15 protein-coding genes are annotated in these 20,788 nt (G+C 64.6%); 11 read left to right on the forward strand and 4 right to left on the reverse strand.

All coding sequences use genetic code 11. From position 1 onward, the window contains the following. Positions 1 to 238: hypothetical protein (locus ACILRA_RS06410; RefSeq protein WP_395661266.1), on the forward strand; the 238-nt coding region annotated here is incomplete at its 5' end. Here the strand turns inward: ACILRA_RS06410 and ACILRA_RS06415 are convergent. Both ACILRA_RS06415 and ACILRA_RS06420 read right to left on the reverse strand, forming a co-directional pair. Beyond that, entirely contained in the window at positions 235 to 618 is a 384-nt protein-coding gene (locus ACILRA_RS06415) for a hypothetical protein (RefSeq protein WP_395661267.1), read from the reverse strand. The two genes, ACILRA_RS06410 and ACILRA_RS06415, sit on opposite strands and share 4 nt — an antisense overlap. A 2-nt stretch (positions 619 to 620) precedes the next feature. Beyond that, entirely contained in the window at positions 621 to 1,076 is a 456-nt protein-coding gene (locus tag ACILRA_RS06420) for a RidA family protein (protein ID WP_395661268.1), read from the reverse strand. A 200-nt stretch (positions 1,077 to 1,276) separates the two neighbouring features. Between ACILRA_RS06420 and ACILRA_RS06425 the strand changes: the two genes are divergently transcribed. From ACILRA_RS06425 to ilvC, 3 genes are all read left to right on the forward strand, one after another. Further along, positions 1,277 to 2,272 carry a TerC family protein gene (locus ACILRA_RS06425; RefSeq protein ID WP_395661269.1) on the forward strand — a complete coding sequence of 332 codons (996 nt, stop codon included), beginning with the start codon at positions 1,277 to 1,279 and terminating at the stop codon, positions 2,270 to 2,272. Positions 2,273 to 2,441: 169 nt separating this feature from the next. Continuing rightward, positions 2,442 to 3,959, forward strand: coding sequence for a DUF1963 domain-containing protein (locus ACILRA_RS06430; RefSeq protein WP_395661270.1), 1,518 nt, complete (start codon positions 2,442 to 2,444; stop codon positions 3,957 to 3,959). Positions 3,960 to 4,086: 127 nt separating this feature from the next. Further along, positions 4,087 to 5,106, forward strand: coding sequence for a ketol-acid reductoisomerase (gene ilvC, locus ACILRA_RS06435; RefSeq protein ID WP_395661271.1), 1,020 nt, complete (start codon positions 4,087 to 4,089; stop codon positions 5,104 to 5,106). Positions 5,107 to 5,291: 185 nt separating this feature from the next. On the opposite strand, the gene ACILRA_RS06440 is transcribed toward ilvC, so the two are convergent. Beyond that, positions 5,292 to 6,878, reverse strand: a complete 1,587-nt coding sequence (locus ACILRA_RS06440; RefSeq protein WP_395661272.1) for an inorganic phosphate transporter — start codon at positions 6,876 to 6,878, stop codon at positions 5,292 to 5,294. 250 nt (positions 6,879 to 7,128) lie between these two features. Between ACILRA_RS06440 and ACILRA_RS06445 the strand changes: the two genes are divergently transcribed. From ACILRA_RS06445 to ACILRA_RS06460, 4 genes are read left to right on the forward strand one after another with little or no spacing between them, the layout of a single operon-like run. After that, on the forward strand, positions 7,129 to 7,632 hold the full coding sequence (locus ACILRA_RS06445; RefSeq protein WP_395661273.1) for a heme-degrading domain-containing protein: 504 nt from the start codon (positions 7,129 to 7,131) through the stop codon (positions 7,630 to 7,632). Further along, complete coding sequence (locus ACILRA_RS06450) at positions 7,629 to 8,375, forward strand: sulfite exporter TauE/SafE family protein (RefSeq protein WP_395661274.1); 747 nt, start codon at positions 7,629 to 7,631, stop codon at positions 8,373 to 8,375. The genes ACILRA_RS06445 and ACILRA_RS06450 overlap by 4 nt, the downstream gene beginning before the upstream one ends. Beyond that, the gene (locus ACILRA_RS06455; protein WP_395661275.1) at positions 8,372 to 9,280 is read left to right on the forward strand and encodes a PhzF family phenazine biosynthesis protein; all 909 of its coding nucleotides are present in this window, start codon (positions 8,372 to 8,374) and stop codon (positions 9,278 to 9,280) included. The genes ACILRA_RS06450 and ACILRA_RS06455 overlap by 4 nt, the downstream gene beginning before the upstream one ends. 42 nt (positions 9,281 to 9,322) lie before the next feature. Next, a complete protein-coding gene (locus ACILRA_RS06460; protein WP_395661276.1) occupies positions 9,323 to 9,745 on the forward strand; it encodes a hypothetical protein in 423 nt (140 codons plus the stop codon). An 8-nt stretch (positions 9,746 to 9,753) separates the two neighbouring features. Here ACILRA_RS06460 and ACILRA_RS06465 read toward each other — a convergent pair whose 3' ends face one another. Then, on the reverse strand, positions 9,754 to 9,987 hold the full coding sequence (locus ACILRA_RS06465; RefSeq protein WP_395661277.1) for a hypothetical protein: 234 nt from the start codon (positions 9,985 to 9,987) through the stop codon (positions 9,754 to 9,756). A 331-nt stretch (positions 9,988 to 10,318) separates the two neighbouring features. Here ACILRA_RS06465 and ACILRA_RS06470 point away from each other — a divergent pair, with 331 nt between their 5' ends. The 3 genes from ACILRA_RS06470 to ACILRA_RS06480 form a co-directional block, all read left to right on the forward strand. Next, a complete protein-coding gene (locus ACILRA_RS06470; protein ID WP_395661278.1) occupies positions 10,319 to 15,937 on the forward strand; it encodes a hypothetical protein in 5,619 nt (1,872 codons plus the stop codon). Continuing rightward, a complete protein-coding gene (locus tag ACILRA_RS06475; protein ID WP_395661279.1) occupies positions 15,934 to 19,410 on the forward strand; it encodes a TonB-dependent receptor in 3,477 nt (1,158 codons plus the stop codon). The genes ACILRA_RS06470 and ACILRA_RS06475 overlap by 4 nt, the downstream gene beginning before the upstream one ends. Positions 19,411 to 19,706: 296 nt before the next feature. Beyond that, the coding region (locus tag ACILRA_RS06480; RefSeq protein ID WP_395661280.1) for a 2-isopropylmalate synthase at positions 19,707 to 20,788 on the forward strand (1,082 nt) is incomplete at its 3' end.

A 20,788-nucleotide genomic window follows, 5' to 3' on the forward strand; every position in this document is an offset into this window, starting at 1 on the left:
GCAGACGCTGACAGTCGGCGGCGGAAACGGTGAAACTGATACCATTGCGCATCCTTTCAGATTCGCACGTCAACAAGCCGTTGGGAACCTTCAATCGGACTCTTTTGTCCCGGCCAATCCACTAGCGCGCGTTCCGACCAGGTGGAATCACCTGGTCGAAAAGAACTCGCGCAAGTTCAATGGCTTGAGCATGATCCTTTCGCAAAAGTGGTTTCCACTTTTGCGGATCATGCTCTAGTTCTCAGGTGTCACGGCAAGCGGCAGCGGCGCGTTGGCGCTGCCGAGCTTGAGTTCGACCGTGGTGAAGGCCAGCACCGTGCTGCCGATGTTCTCGAGGTCATGCACCATGCGCTCGCCGGGGCCAAAACTGTAATGCCGCGTGGTGCCCGTCTCGTAGCTCGTCTCCACCACCCGCCCGTCGCCCGCGGTGGAGCGCGAGCGGCCGGGGGAGAGGGCGGTCCAGAAATAGTCCAGCACATGGGTGTGGAAGGCCACCCGCTCGCCGGGCTGCAGTTCGATCCGCCAGACGCGCACCGCTTCCGTTTCGGAGAGCAGGCGCTGGCCCACCATGCCGTGGCCCGGTCCCAGAGCCCGCTCAAGTTCGGCCAAGCGGTCCATGCTCAGATCTCCGCGTAGAGAACGACGAGGGACGTGCAGTCGAACGGCATTACGGGGTTGGTGTAGATCATCCGCGTGTGCTGCCCCTTGTCACCGAAGGCCTCATTGATGAGGTCGGAGGCGCCGTTCAGGCACTTGGGGTGCTCCTTGAAGCTCTCGTCCACCCACATCGTGCCCTCCAGTCTCACGATGCGCTTGACCTTGGAGAGCTCTCCCACCGCCTGCCTGATCTGGGCAATGGCGTTGAGGCAGGAGAGCTGGCAGGAGCGGTACCCGTCCTCGCCCGAAAGCTCCCGGCCGATCTTCCCGGCATAGGCGAGTTTTCCATCCCGCCAGGGCAGGTTGCCCGATGTCATCACCACGTTCCCGCTGATTGCCCAGGGCACGTAGTTGGCCACGGCTCCCGCCGCCTCGGGCAGCACAAGGCCCATTTTTGCAATCCGCTCTTCCGGTGTCATGCCATTCCTCCCAATTCCGGTAGAGCTTACCAGCGGCCCCGCTAATGGCGAAGGGGCGCCTGCAGCTTTCCAAACTGTAATCTTTCTGCCCGTTGAAATTGCAGCGCATGGATACCAGCTTCCCTGATGTCCGGGCCCCTCTGGCGCCGATCCCCTCGGCGTGATGTCGGACGAGAAAAGACATCATGCAGGGAGTTTTCATGGAATTTCTGTCCACGTTCCTTTTCGCTGACTGGCTGACCAAGCCCGTCTGGATGTGGCTCATGTTCATCGGCATCGTCATCACGCTGCTGGTGCTCGATCTCGGCGTCCTTCACAAGGAGCACCGGGAAATCTCGGCGCGTGAGAGCCTGGTGCTCTCCGCCGTCTACATCGGCCTGGGGCTGGCCTTCGGCGGCTGGGTCTGGTGGTCGCTCGGCGCCCAGCCCGGCATGGAATATCTGACCGGCTTCGCGGTGGAAAAGGCGCTGGCGATGGACAATGTCTTCGTCATCGCCATGATCTTCTCGTTCTTCGCGGTGCCCTTGAAGTACCAGCACCGGGTGCTGTTCTGGGGCATCCTCGGCGTCATCGTGCTCCGCGCCATCATGATCGGCTTTGGTGCGGCGATCGTCTCCGAATTCTCCTGGGTGCTCTATGTCTTCGCGGTGTTCCTGATCGCCACCGGCGTCAAGATGATCGTGTTCGCAGACAAGGAGTACGATGTCGCGAAGAACCCGCTCCTCGCCTTCATGCGCCGCCGCTTCAACGTGACGGACGAGCACCATGGCGAGAAGTTCTTCGTCAAGAGGCAAGACCCGAAGACCGGCAAGCTCGCCTGGTTCATGACGCCGCTGTTCCTGGCGCTGATCCTGATCGAGGTGGCGGACGTGATCTTCGCGGTGGACTCGGTTCCGGCGATCTTCGCCATCACCACCGACCCCTTCATCGTCTATACCTCGAACATCTTCGCCATCTTAGGCCTGCGCGCCCTCTACTTCGCGCTCGCTGCCATGGTGAAGCGGTTCCACTATTTGAAGCTGGCGCTGGCCATCGTCCTGATCTTCATCGGCTCCAAGATCTTCGCAGCACCTCTCCTGGGGCTGGACAAGATCCCGCCCGTGATGTCGCTGTCCGTCACCTTCGCCATCCTGGCCCTGGGCGTCGTCTACAGCCTGTGGAAGATGCGAGGCATCCCCCAGGAGAAGCTGGGCTGATCCGGACGGCCTTCTGACGTGGTCTCAAGGGGGTCTCGCCTGTGGCGAGGCCCCTTTTTCTTGTTGACGAGAGCCGCCTGGGCCTCCGCCCACAACTGCGCTCTTGAAACGCGCGTAGATTGAAAATATTAACCACTTTGGGGATCTTGCCACAGGGGGACCGGGCCGCATGCGCTTGCCGAATGGTTTGATCGGTTTTGCCGCACTGGCCGTGCTCACGCTTTATGCCCTTCTGGTGGCGCTGGAGACGGAGGGGTGGGCAACACCCTATCTGACGCTCTTCAACCTCGCCGGAAAATGGGTCGTTGTTGCCGTGCTGGCGGTCCTGACCTTGCTCGCCCTGGTCTCTGTGTGGAAGGGCAGCCAGGTGCGCACCGCCCCGGCCCGGCCCAGCCCGCCAGCGCCGGTGGCGGCAGTACCTGTGGCGGCGGTGACCCCCGCGCCGCCCGCCCGCAAGTCTGGCGTCATGCCTGTTGTCTCGCCTGAACGCATTGCGCGCGCCCTGCGCGGCCAGCCAGAAAACGGGTCCAAGGCAAACCGGATGGCCGGGGCTGAGGCGGGCGCAAAGCCGGCCAGCCCGGCAAAACCGGCAAAGCCGCCGCAGAAGATGCTGCCGTTTCGTGGCAAGGACAGCGTTTCGGTGCGCCTCGTGCCGCAGGTGCCCATCACGTTCGGAGACGGCGGGGCAGGCTGGCTGGCAGGGGCCGCCCGGCTGCCGCCCGGCATGCCATGGCCCGTCATCGACGGCGAGGCGCTGCAGCTTCTGGCGCAGATCGACTGCACGCAATTGCCGCCCGGTCTTTGGGGCGGGCTCGGCCCGCGGCAGGGATGGCTTGCCGTCTTCCTCGGTCCGCGCAGTTACCGGCCGCATGTGGTGCACTTCCATGAGGCAGGCACCCTGCAGCGCACACCGGCCATGCCGTCCGGGTCATATATTCTGGGGTCCGGCGCCGTTCCGGCCTTTCCGCGCTGGCCTGTGGATCTCATCGCGGTACCGGCCGGGCAGGAAGCACCGCGCCGCGAAGGGGCCAACCATGGAATGAAGCGCCTTTTTGCGCAGTCATGGGACGTGACCGAGTCCCGTTTCCTGCCATTCGACTGGCCGTCCGCACAGCGGATGATGGAACTGGCCGCAACATCTCCGGCCGTGCAAGAAACGGGGGCATTGAAAAAGCTCCAAAATCTGAAGGCCGCGGCTGATACGATGGCGGCATCGGTGCCGTTCTCCGGCGTGGTGATGGATCTCATTCTGGCCGAGATGCGGGCCGTGGCGTGGCCCAACCCGGTCTCCACCCATCCCGCAGGCGAGGGCGGGCAGTCCGCCGGGCTGCCCTTTACCAGCCATGATCCTGCGGCCCCCGGCTGGCAGCGCGATTACGTTCTCTATCTTCAGGAACGCGCCAAGCACGCCTATGCCGACAACCCTGACAGCCTGCCCGAAGAGTTTCTGGCCGATTGCGAGGAGCTGTGGAAGGAGCAGGCGGCCGATGGCGTGGCCGGCATGGGCCACGTGCCATGGGCCAGACTGCGTGACTTTGACGAGAGCGAGGACATCACCCTGCTTGAGCTGCCCTCCAGCACGTTGATGAACTGGCGGTTCGGCGACGGGAAAAACCTGCTGCTCACGATGAAGGCATCGCAACTCGCCAATGGCAAGTTCGGGGCCGTCGACGTTCAGGTCATCTGAAAAGGTCCCGCCGGCCAAGGTTTGATGGCGCAAGCCCGGCCCGGCCCTTGGGCTTTTGCCGCTTGCCTTGGGCCGTGCCCCCCGCTATTCCCGCGCCAATTCAATTCCAGAGGGATGGACCTTAGCCATGCGTGTTTACTATGACCGGGACGCCGACGTTAACCTGATCAAGGCCAAGAAGGTCGTGATCGTTGGCTATGGTAGCCAGGGCCGCGCCCACGCGCTGAACCTGAAGGATTCGGGCGCCACCAACATCGCGGTCGCCCTCAAGGCAGGCTCGCCCACCGCCAAGAAGGTGGAGGCCGACGGCCTCAAGGTCAAGACGGTGGCGGAAGCCGCCAAGTGGGCCGACCTGATGATGATGGCAACACCGGACGAGCTTCAGGCCGACATCTACCGCGACGAGATCGCCCCCAACATCCGCGACGGCGCGGCGGTTGCTTTCGCCCATGGCCTCAACGTGCACTTCAACCTCATCGAGCCGAAGAAGACGATCGACGTCGTCATGATCGCGCCGAAGGGCCCCGGCCACACGGTGCGCGGCGAATACCAGAAGGGCGGCGGCGTTCCCTGCCTCATCGCCATCCACCAGGACGCCTCGGGCAATGCCCATGACCTCGCTCTCTCCTATGCCTCGGGCGTGGGCGGCGGCCGTTCCGGCATCATCGAGACCACCTTCAAGGAAGAGTGCGAGACCGACCTGTTCGGTGAGCAGGTCGTCCTCTGCGGCGGCCTCGTGGAGCTGATCCGCGCTGGCTACGAGACCCTCGTCGAGGCGGGCTATGCCCCCGAGATGGCCTATTTCGAGTGCCTCCACGAAGTGAAGCTCATCGTCGACCTCATCTATGAGGGCGGCATCGCCAACATGAACTACTCGATCTCCAACACCGCCGAGTGGGGCGAATACGTGACCGGCCCGCGCATCATCACCGACGAGACCAAGAAAGAGATGAAGCGCGTCCTCAGCGACATTCAGACCGGCAAGTTCACGTCCGAGTGGATGCAGGAGTACCGCGCCGGTGCTGCCCGCTTCAAGGCGATCCGCCGCAACAACGACAGCCACAACATCGAGCAAGTGGGCGCCAAGCTCCGCGAGATGATGCCGTGGATCGGCAAGAACAAGCTGGTGGACAAGGCGCGCAACTAGAGCATGATCCGCAAAAGTGGAAACCACTTTTGCGATAAGATCATGCTCAATTCATTGAACTTGCGCGAGTTCTTTTCGACCATGTGATTCCACCTGGTCGGAACGCGCGCTAGCCCCTCCACCCCACGGCACAAGAACAAGGGCGGCCACTGTTGGCCGCCCTTTTGTATCGGCAGCGGGCGCGCTCACATTATGGCGCGGAACAGGGCGAAGAGCAGGCCTGAGAGCAGGATCGAGGCGGGCAGCGTCAGCACCCAGGCGAGCATGATATTGCGCACGGTCGACATCTGGAGACCGGAGCCGTTGGCCGCCATGGTGCCGGCGATACCAGACGACAACACATGGGTGGTCGACACCGGCAGGCCCATGACGTCCGCGACGCCGATCGTGGCGGCCGCCACCGTCTCAGCGGCTGCGCCCTGGCCATAGGTCAGATGTGACTTGCCGATTTTCTCGCCCACAGTCACCACGATGCGGCGCCAGCCCACCATGGTGCCGAGGCCCAGCGCCAGCGCCACCGCCACCTTCACCCAGGTGGGAATGAAGCGCGTGGCCCCGTCGACCGCAGCATGGAACGTGCTGACCGTCTTGAGGTCCTCGGGCGTCATCGGAAGCTGCTTCTTCTTGTCGACGAGCTTCAGCGCCTCGCTGACGAGATAGAGGTCGTTGCGCAGGTTGGAGACGAGGTCGGTCGGCACGTTGGCGAGCGACTTGTAGTCGGTCATGCGCTGGTCGAGCTGGCGCAGGAACGTGCTCATCGCCACGGTGGTCTGCGGCGTCCAGGCCTTGTTGCGGACGGCGTCGGCCACGGCTGCCTGCGGGTCGGACACGCTCACCCCTGGTTCGGCGTAGCGGTCCAGCGTCTGGACGAGAGCTGCCGAGGCGCTACGGAACTGGTCGAGCATGGCGGGGTCGGGCGTGCGGTTGAGCGCGAAGGCGGTGGGCACCACTCCGACGAGGATCAGCATGATGAGGCCCATGCCCTTCTGTCCGTCATTGGAGCCATGGGCGAAGCTCACGGCCGTGCAGGTTGCGATCAGAACCGAGCGAATCCACAGCGGTGGCGCCTTGTCCTTGGCGGGCTCGCTGAACAGCTCCTTGTTGCGGACCACGACCTTGAGGGCGAGCAGCAGCAGGGCGGCGGCGACAAAGCCGAAGACCGGTGAAATCAAAAGGGCGAGGCCGACTTCGCGCGCCTTGTCCCAATCGACGCCGCTTGTAGCGGTGCCGGTGGGGGCGAGCAGCTGATTTGCGAGGCCGACGCCGATGATCGAGCCGATCAGCGTGTGCGAGCTCGACGCTGGCAGACCCAGCCACCAGGTTCCGAGATTCCAGACGATCGCGGCGATGAGCAGCGCGAAGACCATGGCGAGGCCAGCACTGCTGTTCACCTGCAGGATCAACTCGACCGGTAGCAGCGAGACGATGCCCCATGCGACAGCGCCGGAGGCCATCATCACCCCGAGGAAGTTCCACAGGCCGGACCAGACCACTGCGAAATGGGCCGGAAGCGAGCGTGTGTAGATGACGGTGGCGACCGCATTGGCGGTGTCGTGGAAGCCGTTGACGAATTCGAAGCCGAGCGCAACGAATAGCGCCAGCAGCAGCAGCAGCCAGGGGGTCGCTTCCTGGGCGGTGGAGACGTCGCCGATGAGTTGGGTCGTGCAATAAGCGAGTCCAACCCCCAAAATGGCAAGGAAGCCGAGCCTTACGAGCCAGCTGGTCGGCGCGGCGGAATGGATGGGGTGGGCGTTGTGGGTCAAGTCTGACATCGCGTAATTCTGACCTATAGGTAACAAGAACATTCACAAGGTTGCAACCTTAAGTGACAAATTGTTAACGTTTTTTTTCGGCATTGCGAAAGGGCAGTCCTGTCTTCCGAAAACGTCAAGAACGGCGGTTTGCATGAAGCCGCCCTTCTGCTTTTATGTTCGTCATCCCGGCGAAGGCCGGGATCCAGCTTTGGACGCTTGAAGCTGGACCCCGGCCTTCGCCGGGGTGACGCCACAATGGGGGGAATTCATGGGTCTCGAGCAGGACATCGCGCAGATCGCGCGGCAGGAAACAGAACTGTGCTTCGCAAGTTTCAGTGAGCAGGACGCCTGGGCGCTCGGCAGCCTCATGCGGCAAGCCGCGGTGGAGCGGGCGCTGCCCTTCGTGATCGACATCCGCATTGGAAGCCGACCCCTGTTCTATACGGCGCTGCCCGGCACGACGCCTGAAAACCCGGACTGGGTTCGCCGCAAGGTCAACACCGTCTACCGCTTCCACAAGTCATCCTACCGGGTGGGGCGCGAGCATGCGTTGCAGAAGAAGGCCTTCGATGCCACGCGCGGCATGGACCCCATGGATTTTGCCCCGGCGGGTGGCGGATTCCCGATTCATCTCACAGGCACCGGCGTCGTGGGTGCGGTCACCGTATCCGGCGTGCCGCAGCGCGAGGACCATGGCTTCGTGGTCGAGATGCTGTGCCGCTTCCTCGGCAAGGACCATGCAGCATTGGCGCTGGGCCCTGAAGCGGCGTGATCGACTGGAGCCTGACGTTCTTCCTGGTTGCGGGGGTTGCGGCGTTCTTCGTCGGCACGTCCAAGGGTGGCCTGCCGATGGTCGGCGTGCTGGGCGTGCCCCTGCTGGCCCTGGTGATGCCGCCCGTGGCGGCGGCCGCGCTTCTCCTTCCGGTCTATATCGTGAGCGACATGGTCGGGCTCTGGGCCTACCGCAAGGACTACAGCGGGCGGAACCTGGCAATCCTGCTGCCTGCCATGATCTTCGGCGTGGGCCTCGGCTGGGCGACGGCGAAGATCACGGAAGAATGGATGGTGACGCTGATCGTCGGCGTCGTCGGCCTCTACTATTGCGCGACGGTGGTTTTCCGGAAATCCAACGCGCCCCCAAAGCGGGCGGACGTGCCGCGGGGCCTGTTCTGGGGCGCCATCGCGGGCTTCACCAGCTTCGTCTCCCACACCGGGGGGCCGCCCTATCAGGCCTATGTGCTGCCGCAGAAGCTGCCGAAGATGATGTTCGCTGGCACCAGCACCATCGTCTTTGCCGTCATCAACCTGGTGAAGCTTGTGCCCTATTGGGCGCTCGGCCAATTCAACCCCTCCAATCTCGAGGTGGCGGCGATGCTCTCGCCCGTGGCGGTGGCGGGTGCGTTGATTGGCTACAAGCTCACCGCGATCATTCCCGAGGGGATCTTCTATCGCCTCGTCGAGGTGGCGCTGTTTCTCATTTCACTCAAGCTCATTCATGAGGCGCTGTTCACATGAAGCTCCCCTTCCATACCTATGACGTGTTCACCAACCGCCGCTTCGGCGGCAATCCGCTGGCCATCGTCGAGGAGGCGGATGGGCTGAGCGATGCCGAGATGCAGGCGATCGCGCGCGAGTTCAACCTGTCCGAGACGATCTTCGTGCGCGCGCCGAAGGACAAGGCCAACACCGCGAGCGTGCGGATCTTCTTCCCGGCGGCGGAAATTCCGTTTGCCGGCCACCCGACGGTCGGCTGCGCCATTCACCTGGCCAGCCGGAAGTACAAGCAGGGCTGCTCCTTCGAGACCACCATCCGGCTGGAGGAGGTGGCGGGCCTTGTGCCGGTGAAGGTCTCGCGCATCGGTGACGTGCCGCGCGCGGAGTTCACCGCACCTGTCATCCCCTTCGAAGCGGGCCCAGCCGTGCCCGCCGTTGAAGACATGGCGCGTGCGCTCGGCATCGAGCCCGGCGACATTGGCTTCGAGGGCCATGCCATGCGCCTGCTCGAGGGCGGGCCGCGTTTCCTCTATGTGCCGGTGAAGACCCGCGGCGCGCTGGCGAGGGCCAGACCCTGCGAGCCGGAATGGTCCCGGAGTTTCCGTCCGCTCGGAACGGGCATGGTCTATCTCTACACGCGCGGCGGCGATCATGCGGAAACGTCCTTCCGTGCCCGAGCCCTGGCGCCGGGCGAGGGCATTCCGGAGGACCCCGCGACGGGTTCGGCCACCACCATTCTTGCCGCCCAGCTGCTTGCGGCGGAGACGCTGCCGGACGGCACCCACCGTTTCCGGCTGGAGCAGGGGTACGAGATGGGGCGGCCGTCTGACCTCTGGCTCGCGTTCGATATTGCGGGTGCGAAGCTGGCGGCGGTCCGCGTGGCGGGTCAGGCCGTGCAAATCATGTCGGGTGTGCTAGAACTCTGACGGGGACGAGGCCATGACCGGCCAGGGGAGGGCCACGCTCGCATGAAGACCATTCTGCTCATCGCCCATCTGATCGCGATTGCCACGGGCACGGGCATGAGCATCGCAAACTACATCAACATCCGCATCGCCGCGGGCGAGAAGGGTGAGCGGCGCGAGGCGCTGGCCTTCCTGCGCCGCGTGCTGGCGCGCATTGCGGATGTGGTGATCCTCGCCATCTGGATCACCGGCATCGGCCTCTGGCTCAATCTGCCGCCGGCGGAGGAACCCAATGTCTGGTTCCTGGTGAAGCTTGCTTTCGTGGTGCTGCTCACCCTGTGCCACGGCCTGGCACGCATGACGGCGGGCCGCATGATGCGAACGGGCGACCAGTCGCTCTTTGCGCGCATGGAACTGTTCGTGTCAGGTGTATGGATGTCGGCGCTCTTCGCCATCATCCTGGCGGTGCTCGCCTTCGAGACCTGAGTGCCCGGCTATTCGATGCCGAGAAGTGCCATGGCTTCCGCCAGCACATCTGCGCCTTCGGCCTCGTTTCCGGCCCCGCACAGCTCGGCCGCCTGGTCGCGCATGTCCTGCGCCTGGGTCTTCACCTCGGGCGAGACCTGATCCGACTGGAGCGCTGCATCGACCTTGCTCAGGCTGTCCTCGCAGGGTCCAGCCCATGCCGGGCTGACGGAGGCGGCCAGCAGGCCAAGGGCAATGATCATGGATGTCTTCACGTGGGTTGCCTTCTTCCTTGAGGTGGCGGCTGCCGTCTTTCCCGCGACTGTATAGTCGTTCCCCGTCCCGCCGCCAAATGCTTCCCGATTGCTGGCCCTGGGCATGTCTCCAAATTCAGTGGATGACATCTAGGGTAGGTTTGACAATCGATGGTTGTTTCCTCCATACTGATCGTTAAAAGAAGGTTACGAGGCGTTCCGCCGGTTGAGTCGAACCGGTGAGAGAACCCCGGCATCCGGTGCGGTCTGCGCCGGGTGGCATTTCAGACAATGTGTCAGGGAAGGCGGGTGCGGCAGCGCGCCAGCCAACGGGGTGGTGTTGCCGAAACTGGGGTCCAGTGCGCGGGCGGTGCTGTTTGCGCTCAGCTTGCTTGTTGCGGGTTTCGCGGCCGGGGAGGCGCGCGCAACGGACTGGGTCGTCAACATCAACGACACAGGCTTCGACCCGATTCCCGCCGGCGGAACCGTCGTCTACACCGTCACCGTCCGGAACGATGATCTGGCCACCGCAACCGCCCCGGCCAATACCGTCCGTCTGACAATTCCGGCCAACGCCATCTTCGAGGGTGGCAGTGCGGGTGACACGATCACCGGTTGCGCCCCGGTTCCCGCGACCGGCCCGGCCACCGTCACCTGCAGCCTTCCGGCGCTTGCGGGCGGTGAGGCCGCAACGCTGCGCGCCAGGGTTCTGACCAGCACGCCGGGAACGATCACGGTGGACGCGTTCGTTCCCATTGCTGGTGACCGCCAGCCGCAGAACAACGACGTCTCCCAGTCGACCACCGTCACGCAGGGCGCTGACATCAGCCTCACCATCTCCGGCCCCGCCACGGCGCAGTCGGGCAGCACGGTCAGTTACAGCTATACGGCCCGAAACCTCGGGCCCTTTGCCGCCAGCAACGTCGTGGTCAGCGTACCGGTGCCAGCCGGCATCGCCAATTTTCAAGGCCCGCCAGGCTGCGCGGTGAGCGGCGCCAATCTTGTCTGCACCATTCCCGGCCCCTTGGCGGTGGATGCCACGGCGAGCCTCAGTTTCACCGGCCAGGTGATTGCCGCCGCCACCTCCACGGTGACCGTTTCGGGCAGTGTTACCGGCAGCACGCCGCCCGATCCCAACCCTGACAACAACACGGGCACCTTCAACACCGCGATCACGCCGGGGTCCGACCTGCGCATCACCAAGTCGCGCGCGCCCACAGGCACGCCTGTGGTGGGTGACCGTGTCACCTTCACGCTGGGCGCGAGCTACACTGGCGAAGAGCCGTTCAACCTGACGATCACCGACAATGTTCCCGCGGTTTACAGCATCGTCAGCGTCACGCCCTCCGCGGGCAGCGGCTGGACATGCTCCGTCACGGGCCAGTTGGTGCAATGCAGCCTTCCCTCGGGAAGCGGTGCCGGCGCCAACATCCCGCTCGGCAGCATTACCATCGAGGCTGATGTGGTGAGTGCGGGTCAGGCGCAGAACACCGCCACCATGGCGGCCCAGGGCCCGCCCGATCCCGACCTCTCCAACAACACCGCCAGCGATACGCAGGTGACCGTCGAGGAGCCGAAGGCGGATCTCGCCGCCATCAAGTCCGGCCCGACATCCGTCGTGCAGGGGCAGAGCTACAACTTCTCCATCAGCACGGTGAATCTCGGAAACCGGCCCTTCACCGGCACGGTGGTGATGACGGACAATCTTCCCGCGGGCCTGCGCGTCACAGCCTATACGCTGAACGGCTGGGCCTGTACTCCGGCGGTGCCCGTGGAAGGTGCTGCCGCAATCCGCTGCGAGCGCAGCTATACGGATGCAGCCCCCCTGGCCGTCAACAGCTTCACGCCGCAGGTGACGCTGACCGCCACGGTGACGGCCTCGGGCAACATCACCAACAGCATGACGGTGACCACCCTCAATCCCAACTGGCCCGACCCCAATCTCATCAACAACACCGCCTCCATCACCTCCACCTCAACGGACCCGGCGGCGGTTGCCGATGTGCAGGTGGTGAAGCGCGCCGATCTCGGCACGGTGGGTGCGGGCGATGTCCAGACCTTCCGCATCGAACTCATCAACAGAGGGCCCACGGCGGCAGCCAATGTCACGCTCATCGATAACTTCAGCAATCTGATCAACAACGCCATCGGGCCCAACGGGGCAGGGATGGTGTCCGTCTCGCCGCCGGCCGATGCCGCCTCGGGCCTGCGCTGTTCGCTGGAGGGGCTGGGCGGGGCCACCGGCACCAGCGGCCGCATGACCTGCACCATCGCGTCATTGCCTGTCTGCACGCCGGGTGCGGACTGCCCCGGCGTTGTCGTGTCGGTGCGGCCGGGTGGTGTTGCGGGCCTGCGCATCAACGTGGCCAGCGCCACGACCGCCACGCCCGATTCCAACCCCAACAACAATTCCGGTTTTGCCACCTACACGGTGGCCGCCCGCGCCGATGTCTCGGTGAGCAAGACGGTGACGCCCGCCTCGCCCGCGGCGGGGCAGGACTTCACCTATGTCGTGACCGCGAGAACGGAGCCCGATGGCCGCAGCACCGCGGAGAACGTGACGATCGAGGACACCTTGCCCGACGGGCTGATCTTCGTCTCCGCAACGCCCTCGACGGGAAGCTGCACCACCACGCCCACGCTCCTGTCTGACACACGCAGCGGCAACAACAAGGTGATCTGCAACCTCGGCAGCATCCCCAGCGGCGCGCAGCAGACCGTGCAGATCGTGGTGCGGCCGGGCACGGCGCTGCGTGGCGACAGCATCACCAACCTCGTGACGGTCAGCACCTCGACGTCAGGCGACGTTGCGGGCAACAATAACTTCACGCTCACGACCCCGGTCCAGAACCCGATCCTCGACCTGCAGGTCAACAAGACCGACAGCCCGGACCCCTCGGGCATCGGCGGCACCATGACCTACACGGTGACGGTCAACAACAACGGGCCATCGGCGGCCGAAAATGTCGTGGTCACCGACACGCTGCCCGCCAGCGGGCTGGCCTTCCGCTCCTACACCATCCCGCCGGACGGAAGCTGCTCACTGGTTCCGCTGCAGCGTTCGGTTGGCGGCACGCTGCGCTGCGGCTTCCCGCTTCTGCCCGCCAACCAGAGCCGCGTCATCACCATCACCATGGAAGGCGTGGCAAAAGACGTGGTGGACAATATCGTCGCGGTCTCCTCCGACGAGGTGGCGGACGGCTTCGACACGAATCTCGGCAACAATGAGGACCGCGAGACGACGACGGTCACCACACGCGTCGACCTCGCCGTCACCAAGGTGCCGTCGAGCCCGGCGGTGGCTGTGGGCCAGCCCTTCACCTTCACCATCACGCTGCTCAACCGCCAGGATGGCGCGCTGACGGAGTCGGAGAACACGCAACTCACCGACACGCTTCCGGCCGGCATGGAACTGACGGGTGCTCCCTCCGCCAGCGTCGCCACCGGCACGGCCAGCCAGAATTCCTGCTCCGGTGCAGCGGGGGGAACATCCTTCCTGTGCAATTTCGGTACGGTCTCAAGCGGTGGCCTCATCACCATCACCGTGCCGGTGCGCATCATAGCGGTGCAATCCCTGCCGCAGAGTTTCACCAACACCGCCACTGCGGCAACGACATCGCTCGACATCGACCCCAGCAATGACACGGCGTCCGGAACGGTGACGGTCAACCCCGCTCCCGATGCCCGCCTCGGCATCGACAAGGTGCTGGACCGCCATGAGGATGTTGACGGCAACGGCTTCATCTCCGCGTCCGACCGCCTGGTCTATACGATCACCGCCACCAATACCGGCACCGCGACGCTCACCAATGTGGTGGTGACGGACACCCGCATCACGCCCGGCAGCGAGACCTGCGCCAGCGTGGTGGCGGGCGGAACCTGCGTTCTCACCGGCGCCCTCACGGTGACAGCGGCGGATGCGCAGGCAGGCGATATCGTGAACGTCGCGACCGCCGACAGTGCCGAGACGGGCCCCGTGCAGGACAGTCTTTCGGTCGCCGTCCTGCTGCCCAGGCTCGAGATCGAAAAGCTCAACACCGGTTATGAGGATGTGGACGGCAACGGCATCATCTCCGTCTCCGACGGGCTCACCTACACGATCACCGCCACCAACACGGGCACCGCGACGCTCACCAATGTGGTGGTGACGGACACCCGCATCACGCCCAACAGCACCACCTGCGCCAGTGTCGTGCCGCGCGGCACCTGCGTTCTCAGTGGCTCTCTGACCGTGACGGAGGCAGACGTGACGGCGGGCAGGGTGGACAATACCGCCACCGCGGACAGCAACGAGACACCATCCGTTGAGGATGTCCTCTCCGTTCCCGTCTTTGACGCCAAGCTCATCATCGAGAAACTCAACACCGGCCATGAGGATGTGGATGGCAACGGCATCATCTCCGCGTCCGACCGGCTCACCTACACGATCACCGCCACCAACACCGGCACCGCCACGCTCACCACTGTGGTGGTGACGGACAGCCGCATCACACCCAACAGCACCACCTGCGCCAGTGTTGCGCCGCGCGGCACCTGCGTTCTCACCGGCTCCCTCACGGTGACGGCGGCGGATGCGGAGGCGGGCGAGATCGTCAACACCGCGACGGCTGATAGTGCAGAGACAGAACCCGCGCGGGACACCGTCACCGTTCCGGTGCTGGTTGCCCAACTCATCATCGAGAAACGCAACACAGGCCATGAGGATGTGGATGGCAGCGGCTCTGTCAGTCAATCTGACCGGCTCACCTACACGATCACCGCCACCAACACGGGCACCGCCACGCTCACCAATGTGGTGGTGACGGACAGCCGCATCACGCCCAGCAGCATCACCTGCGCCAGCATTGCGCCGCGCGGCACTTGCGTTCTCACCGGCTCCCTCACGGTGACGGCGGCGGATGCGGAGGCGGGCGAGATCGTCAATACCGCGACCGCTGACAGTAACGAGACGGGGGAGGTGGAGGACACGGTCTTGGTGCCCGTGGTCAAGCCCTCGGGCAAGCCCACTCTTAGCAAGACGGCCGAGGTCACCACGGTGAAGCGCGGCGAGCGGGTGCCTTACGTCATCATCGCGCAGAATGTGCGCTTCTCGCCCGCCCGCATCGTGGACATCATGCCGCCGGGCTTCGCCTATGACGAGGGCAGTGCCGCGGCGAATGGCACGCGCGTTTCGCCCTCGATCGATGGCCGCTCACTCACCTTTGACGGGCTGATACCCGATGGCAAGGGGGCCATCAGGCTTGAGCTTACGCTGATTGCCACGGCGTCGGCGGCGGTGGGCGACAACGTCAACCAGGCGCAGCTGATTGACCCCGCGACGGGCGGCGTGGTGGCCTCGGCCCGGGCGCGGGTGAGCATCCTCGACGAAGCGGTGTTCGATTGCAGCGATATCATCGGCAAGGTCTTCGACGACCAGAACCGCAACGGCTACCAGGACGAGGGCGAACCCGGCCTTCCGGGCGTGCGCTTGGCCACCGTGCGCGGGCTTCTCATCACAACTGATCCGCATGGCCGCTTCTCCATCGCCTGCGCTGATATTCCGGATGTCGATATTGGCTCCAACTTCATCGTCAAGCTCGATGCGCGCACGCTGCCCGCTGGCTATCGCGTGACGACGGAAAATCCCCGCAAGGTGCGCCTCACGCGCGGCAAGATCGTGAAGCTCAATTTTGGTGCTGCGGGCACCCGGCTGGTGAAGCTCGATCTCAATGCGCAGGTGTTCGAGCCCGGGCATGCGGCACTGAAGCCCAAGTGGCAGTCCGGGCTGCAGCAGCTCGTCACCATGTTGGAAGCGGAGCCCTCGCGCCTGCGCATCACCTATGTGGGCGAAGACGGCAAGCTGGCCCGCGCGCGGCTCAAATCCGTCATCCGGGACATTCAGCGGCGCTGGGCTGATGCCGGTGGCGACGGCCCGCTGGCGATCGAAACCCGCATCATCGGTGGAAAGAGCGGGCCATGAAGGGCAGGGCCACAGTCCTGACGGTGTCGCTCGCAAGCTTGCTCCTCACCGCGGCAGCAGGCCTTGGTGCTGCCCGCGCGGACGAGACGGAGCGCGAGCTTTTCTCCGTGACGGTCGATGACGAGCAAGTGGTGGGACCCGCCCCGGAGCCGGACACCGCCGGCATCCAGGTGACGTATGACGGGTTGGGCGTTGCCCCCATCCTCAATGCCGCCACCGCAAACGCCCGCCGCTCTTTTGCGGTGGGGGAGGAGGTGCCGTTTCTTGCCAGCAGCAATTATCCCGCCTTCATCGCGCGCCAGGAAATTCGCATTTTCGCCACCGGCCGTTACGCGCCCGCAGAGCCGGTTGCGGTGGTGAAGGTCGATGCCGCGGGCCACGCAAGCTGGACCATGCCACCCGCCACTCGGACAGCAGAGCTTGACGACTTCGTCTATGTGCTGCGCGTTTACGATGCTCAGGGCCGCTTCGATGAGACGCGGCCGCTGACGCTGGCGCGCCGTGCCGCCCTGGCCGTGGCGCCTGAGGCAGAAGCGGGTGCTGCTCCCGGCTATTCGGATGACAACACGGCCTTCCGCAACATTCCTGTGGAGGGCGGCGCCATCACGGTGGCCGGGCGCGACGTTCCAAACGGCACGCGGGTCAGCGTGCTGGGCGAGACGATCCCCGTCGATGCGGCGGGACGCTTCGTCGTGCAGCGCATCCTGCCGCCAGGAGACCATCAGGTTGACGTGGCGCTGAGGGGAGGCGAGGACGGTTCCGTCAGCTTCAACCGCGCCGTCAACATCCCGTCTTCCGAATGGTTCTACGTTGGCCTTGCGGACCTCACCCTCGGCAGCAATTCTGGCAGCAAGGGCATCGAGGCGGTGAAGCCCGGCGAGTTCGACGGTGTCTACACCAAGGGCCGCGCCGCCTTCTATCTGAAGGGCAAGATCAAGGGCAGCTATCTCCTGACCGCCGCCGCCGACACCGGCGAGGGGCCGGTCGAGAACATGTTCAAGGGCCTCGACGAGAAGGACCCGAAGAGCCTCTTGAGCCGCATCGACCCTGACGATTACTACGCCGTCTATGGCGATGACTCGGTGAGCATCGAGGATGCGCCCACGCGCGGCAAGTTCTATGTCCGCCTCGAACGGGGCGACAGCCGCGTCTTGTGGGGCAACTTCAAGACTGACATCCGCGGCACGGAGTTCCTGCGCAATGACCGCGGGCTCTATGGCGGCAATCTCGTGCTCAAATCAGACAAGATGGTGGCCTCTGGCGAGCGCGCGGGCGAACTTCATGCCTATGCCGCGCAGCCCGGCACCCTGCCGCAGCGCGACGTGCTGCGCGGCACCGGCGGCTCTGCCTATTTCCTGAAGCAGCAAGACATCACGGTGGGCTCGGAGTCGGTCTATGTCGAGATCCGCAACCCCGTGACCGGGCGGCTCGTCGGCAGGCGCCTGCTCCGCTTTGGGCATGACTACACCATCGACTACCTGCAGGGCATGGTGCTGCTGGACGAGCCGCTCGCCTCCAATGCGGATGACGGGACTTTGGTGCGCGAAGGCGCGCTTGGCGGCAATGATCAGTATCTGGTGGTGGCCTATGAGTTCACGCCCGCCACAGGCGATGTGGATGGCTATGTCTATGGCGGCCGCGCCCAGCAGTGGATCGGCGAGCATGTCCGGCTGGGCGTTACCGGTGCAAGGGAGAACACCGGCCCCGCCGGCCAGACGCTGGCCGGGGCCGATATTCAGCTCTATGCATCCGAGCGGAGCTTCATCGAGGCGGAGGTGGCCCAGTCTGACGGGCCGGGCTTCGGCGTTTCGGAATCGCTCAATGGCGGCCTTACCATCACCGACGTTGATCCGGCCGGGGCAGGGCGGCGCGCCAATGCCTACCGCGTGCTCTCCCGCATCGATGCCGCCGACCTCGCACCCGGCGCCAAGGGCGACCTCGAGTTCAGCTATGCCTACAAGGAAAACGGATTCTCGACGCTCGACGAGCAGGTGAGCAGCAATCGCCATGAGCTGGGTTTCAAGGGCGATCTGGCCCTCTCGGAGAAGGTCAGCCTCGAAGTCCATGGCGACCAGCTGACAACCGGCACGGACGAGATGCAACGCCGCGCGGGCGCCGGACTGACCGTGGCGCTCAGTGAGCAGGTCTTCCTCTCCGGCGGGTTCTCGCATGTGATGGTGGACGATCCTGACGCGGACCGGGACGGCCAGCGCACGGATGGCGCCGTCAAGCTTTCGCGCGTCCTGGGGCCTGACGCCTCGGTCTATGCCTTTGGGCAGATGACGCTGGAGCGCGCCGGGGGCATTGCCCGCAATGACCGCGCCGGCATCGGCGGCAGCCGGGCGCTGACCGACACGGTGGATGCCTCAGCAGAGGTTTCCTATGGCATCAGCGGCTTCGGCGGGCGCGCGCTGCTGAGCTATGAGCCCACCGCCGCTGACCGCTATTACATCGGCTACGAACTCAATCCGGACCGCTGGGCGGAGGACCGCTTCGCTGGCAGTACCACGGAGGATCTCGGCGGCATCGTTGCCGGTGTGAAGCGCGGTTTCAGCGAGCGGCTCTCCGTCTATGCCGAGAACCGCTATGACGTATGGAACACCAGCCCCAGCCTTACCCAGGTCTATGGCGTCACCTACACGCCGCGGCCGGAATGGAGGGTGGGCGGCGCGGTGCAGTCCGGAATGGTCTGGGATGATTTCTCCAACGCCGCCTTCGACGAGGGCGGTGTTGATCGCCACGCCATCTCGCTTACCGCCGCCTATTCGCCCGATGAGAGGCTGAACGCGGCGCTGAAGGCTGAACTCCGCCGCGACGATGCCGATGACGCGGCGCAGGACGTGACCGCCTATTATCTGGCGGGCCGTTTCAGCCATGCGCTGAACGACGACTGGCGCGTCATCGCCGCGGCTGACGTGGTGATCTCGGAGGCCACCCAGTCCACCCGCGATGGTGACTACGTCGAGGCCTCGATCGGCTATGCTTACCGCCCCGTCACGAATGACCGGCTGAATGCGCTGGCCGAATACACCTTCCTCTACGACCTGCCCGGGCCTGACCAGGTGACGGCCGATGGCACGACGGGTGGTCCGGCCCAGCGCAGCCATATCCTCAGCCTCGATGCTTCACTTGATGTGACCCGCATGCTGACGCTTGGCGGCAAATATGGGCTGAGGCTGGGTGAAACCAGGCCGCGCGACGGCGGCGGCTGGCAAAGCGCCACGGCGCAAATCGGCGTGGTCCGGGCGGATTTTCACGTCGTGCGGAACTGGGACCTGCTTCTGGAAGCCCGCGCGCTGTGGGAGGATACGGGCGAAACCGCCGATCTTGGTGCGCTGGCCGCCATCTACCGGCACCTCGGCGAAAATTTCGAGGTCGGCGTCGGCTATAATCTCGGCCACTTCTCCGACGACCTGCGCGACCTGACGAAGGACGACCACGGCATCTTCATCAATGCGATCGGCAAGTTCTAGCGCGCGTTCCGGCCAGGTGGAATCACCTGGTCGGAACGCGCGCAAGATCAATGGATTGAGCATGATCCCCCGGGGCGAGCGACACCGGTTGCGCCGTCCGCCGTCCTGCTTTATAGGTCGTTTTATGTCCAACGCGCGGAACATCATGTTCATGCCAGCAGCCTTTTCGCTGCCGCCCGCGCTTGGCCGCCTCCTTCTTAGCTGCCCCTGAGGGCCGGCCGGGCATCAGCCCTGGCTCTTGGGGGATCGCATCGAAACACTCCAGCTAAGCCAGGCATTCCGAAAGACTTGATCCCATGATGATTTCTCCCCGCGAAAAATACCGCCCGTTTCCCCCCGTGAAACTGCCCGACCGGCAATGGCCCAACAGGACCATCACCAGCCCCCCTGTCTGGTGCTCGGTCGACCTGCGTGACGGCAACCAGTCGCTGATCGAGCCGATGGGCCTCGACCGCAAGATGCGGATGTTCGATGCGCTGCTGAACATGGGCTTCAAGGAGATCGAGGTGGGGTTCCCCTCCGCTTCGCAGACCGATTTCGACTTCGTCAGGCACCTGATCGACAGCAAGAGGATTCCGGATGGCGTCACCATCCAGGTTCTCACCCAGTCGCGCGAGGAATTGATCCGCCGCACCTTCGAGAGCCTGAAGGGCGTCAAGAGCGCCATCGTGCACCTCTACAACTCCACCTCCGAACTGCAGCGCCGCGTGGTGTTCAAGCTGGACAAGCCGGGCATCATCGACATTGCGGTGAAGGGCGCCACCCTGATCCGCAAGCTCGAACGCGAGTTCGGCATGGAAAGCGTGGTCCGGCATGAATATTCGCCCGAGAGCTTCACCGGCACCGAACTCGAATTTGCCCGCGACATCTGCGAGGCGGTCATCGACGCTTACGAGCCCACACCGCAGAAGAAGCTGATCCTCAACCTGCCGGCCACGGTGGAGATGTCCACCCCCAACATCCATGCCGACCAGATCGAGTGGTTCTGCCGCAACATCAAGCAGCGCGGCAGCCTGACCATTTCGCTCCACCCGCACAATGACCGTGGCTGCGCCGTGGCCGCGACGGAGCTGGGCCTGCTGGCAGGCGCCGACCGCGTGGAGGGAACGCTGTTCGGCAACGGAGAGCGCACCGGCAACGTGGATATCGTCACGCTCGCCATGAACATGTACAGTCAGGGCGTGGACCCGGGGCTTGACTGTTCCAACATCAATGAACTCGTGCGCATGGCGGAATACTGCAACCAGCTGCCCATCCACCCGCGCCACCCTTACGCGGGCGAACTCGTCTTCACGGCGTTTTCGGGCTCGCACCAGGACGCGATCAACAAGGGCTTCAAGGCCATGGCAGCGTCCAACGCGCCGCTCTGGGAGGTGCC

The sequence above is a fragment of the Aestuariivirga sp. genome (assembly GCF_044239095.1).
GTDB lineage: Bacteria > Pseudomonadota > Alphaproteobacteria > Rhizobiales > Aestuariivirgaceae > Aestuariivirga.

Bases quoted from the DNA above. Each gene is read 5' to 3' on its own strand.
- ACILRA_RS06415 (WP_395661267.1), bottom strand. From the start codon at position 618: ATGGACCGCTTGGCCGAACTTGAGCGGGCTCTGGGACCGGGCCACGGC.
- ACILRA_RS06420 (WP_395661268.1), bottom strand. From the start codon at position 1,076: ATGACACCGGAAGAGCGGATTGCAAAAATGGGCCTTGTGCTGCCCGAG.
- ACILRA_RS06425 (WP_395661269.1), top strand. From the start codon at position 1,277: ATGGAATTTCTGTCCACGTTCCTTTTCGCTGACTGGCTGACCAAGCCC.
- ACILRA_RS06430 (WP_395661270.1), top strand. From the start codon at position 2,442: ATGCGCTTGCCGAATGGTTTGATCGGTTTTGCCGCACTGGCCGTGCTC.
- ilvC (WP_395661271.1), top strand. From the start codon at position 4,087: ATGCGTGTTTACTATGACCGGGACGCCGACGTTAACCTGATCAAGGCC.
- ACILRA_RS06440 (WP_395661272.1), bottom strand. From the start codon at position 6,878: ATGTCAGACTTGACCCACAACGCCCACCCCATCCATTCCGCCGCGCCG.
- ACILRA_RS06445 (WP_395661273.1), top strand. From the start codon at position 7,129: ATGGGTCTCGAGCAGGACATCGCGCAGATCGCGCGGCAGGAAACAGAA.
- ACILRA_RS06455 (WP_395661275.1), top strand. From the start codon at position 8,372: ATGAAGCTCCCCTTCCATACCTATGACGTGTTCACCAACCGCCGCTTC.
- ACILRA_RS06460 (WP_395661276.1), top strand. From the start codon at position 9,323: ATGAAGACCATTCTGCTCATCGCCCATCTGATCGCGATTGCCACGGGC.
- ACILRA_RS06465 (WP_395661277.1), bottom strand. From the start codon at position 9,987: ATGATCATTGCCCTTGGCCTGCTGGCCGCCTCCGTCAGCCCGGCATGG.
- ACILRA_RS06475 (WP_395661279.1), top strand. From the start codon at position 15,934: ATGAAGGGCAGGGCCACAGTCCTGACGGTGTCGCTCGCAAGCTTGCTC.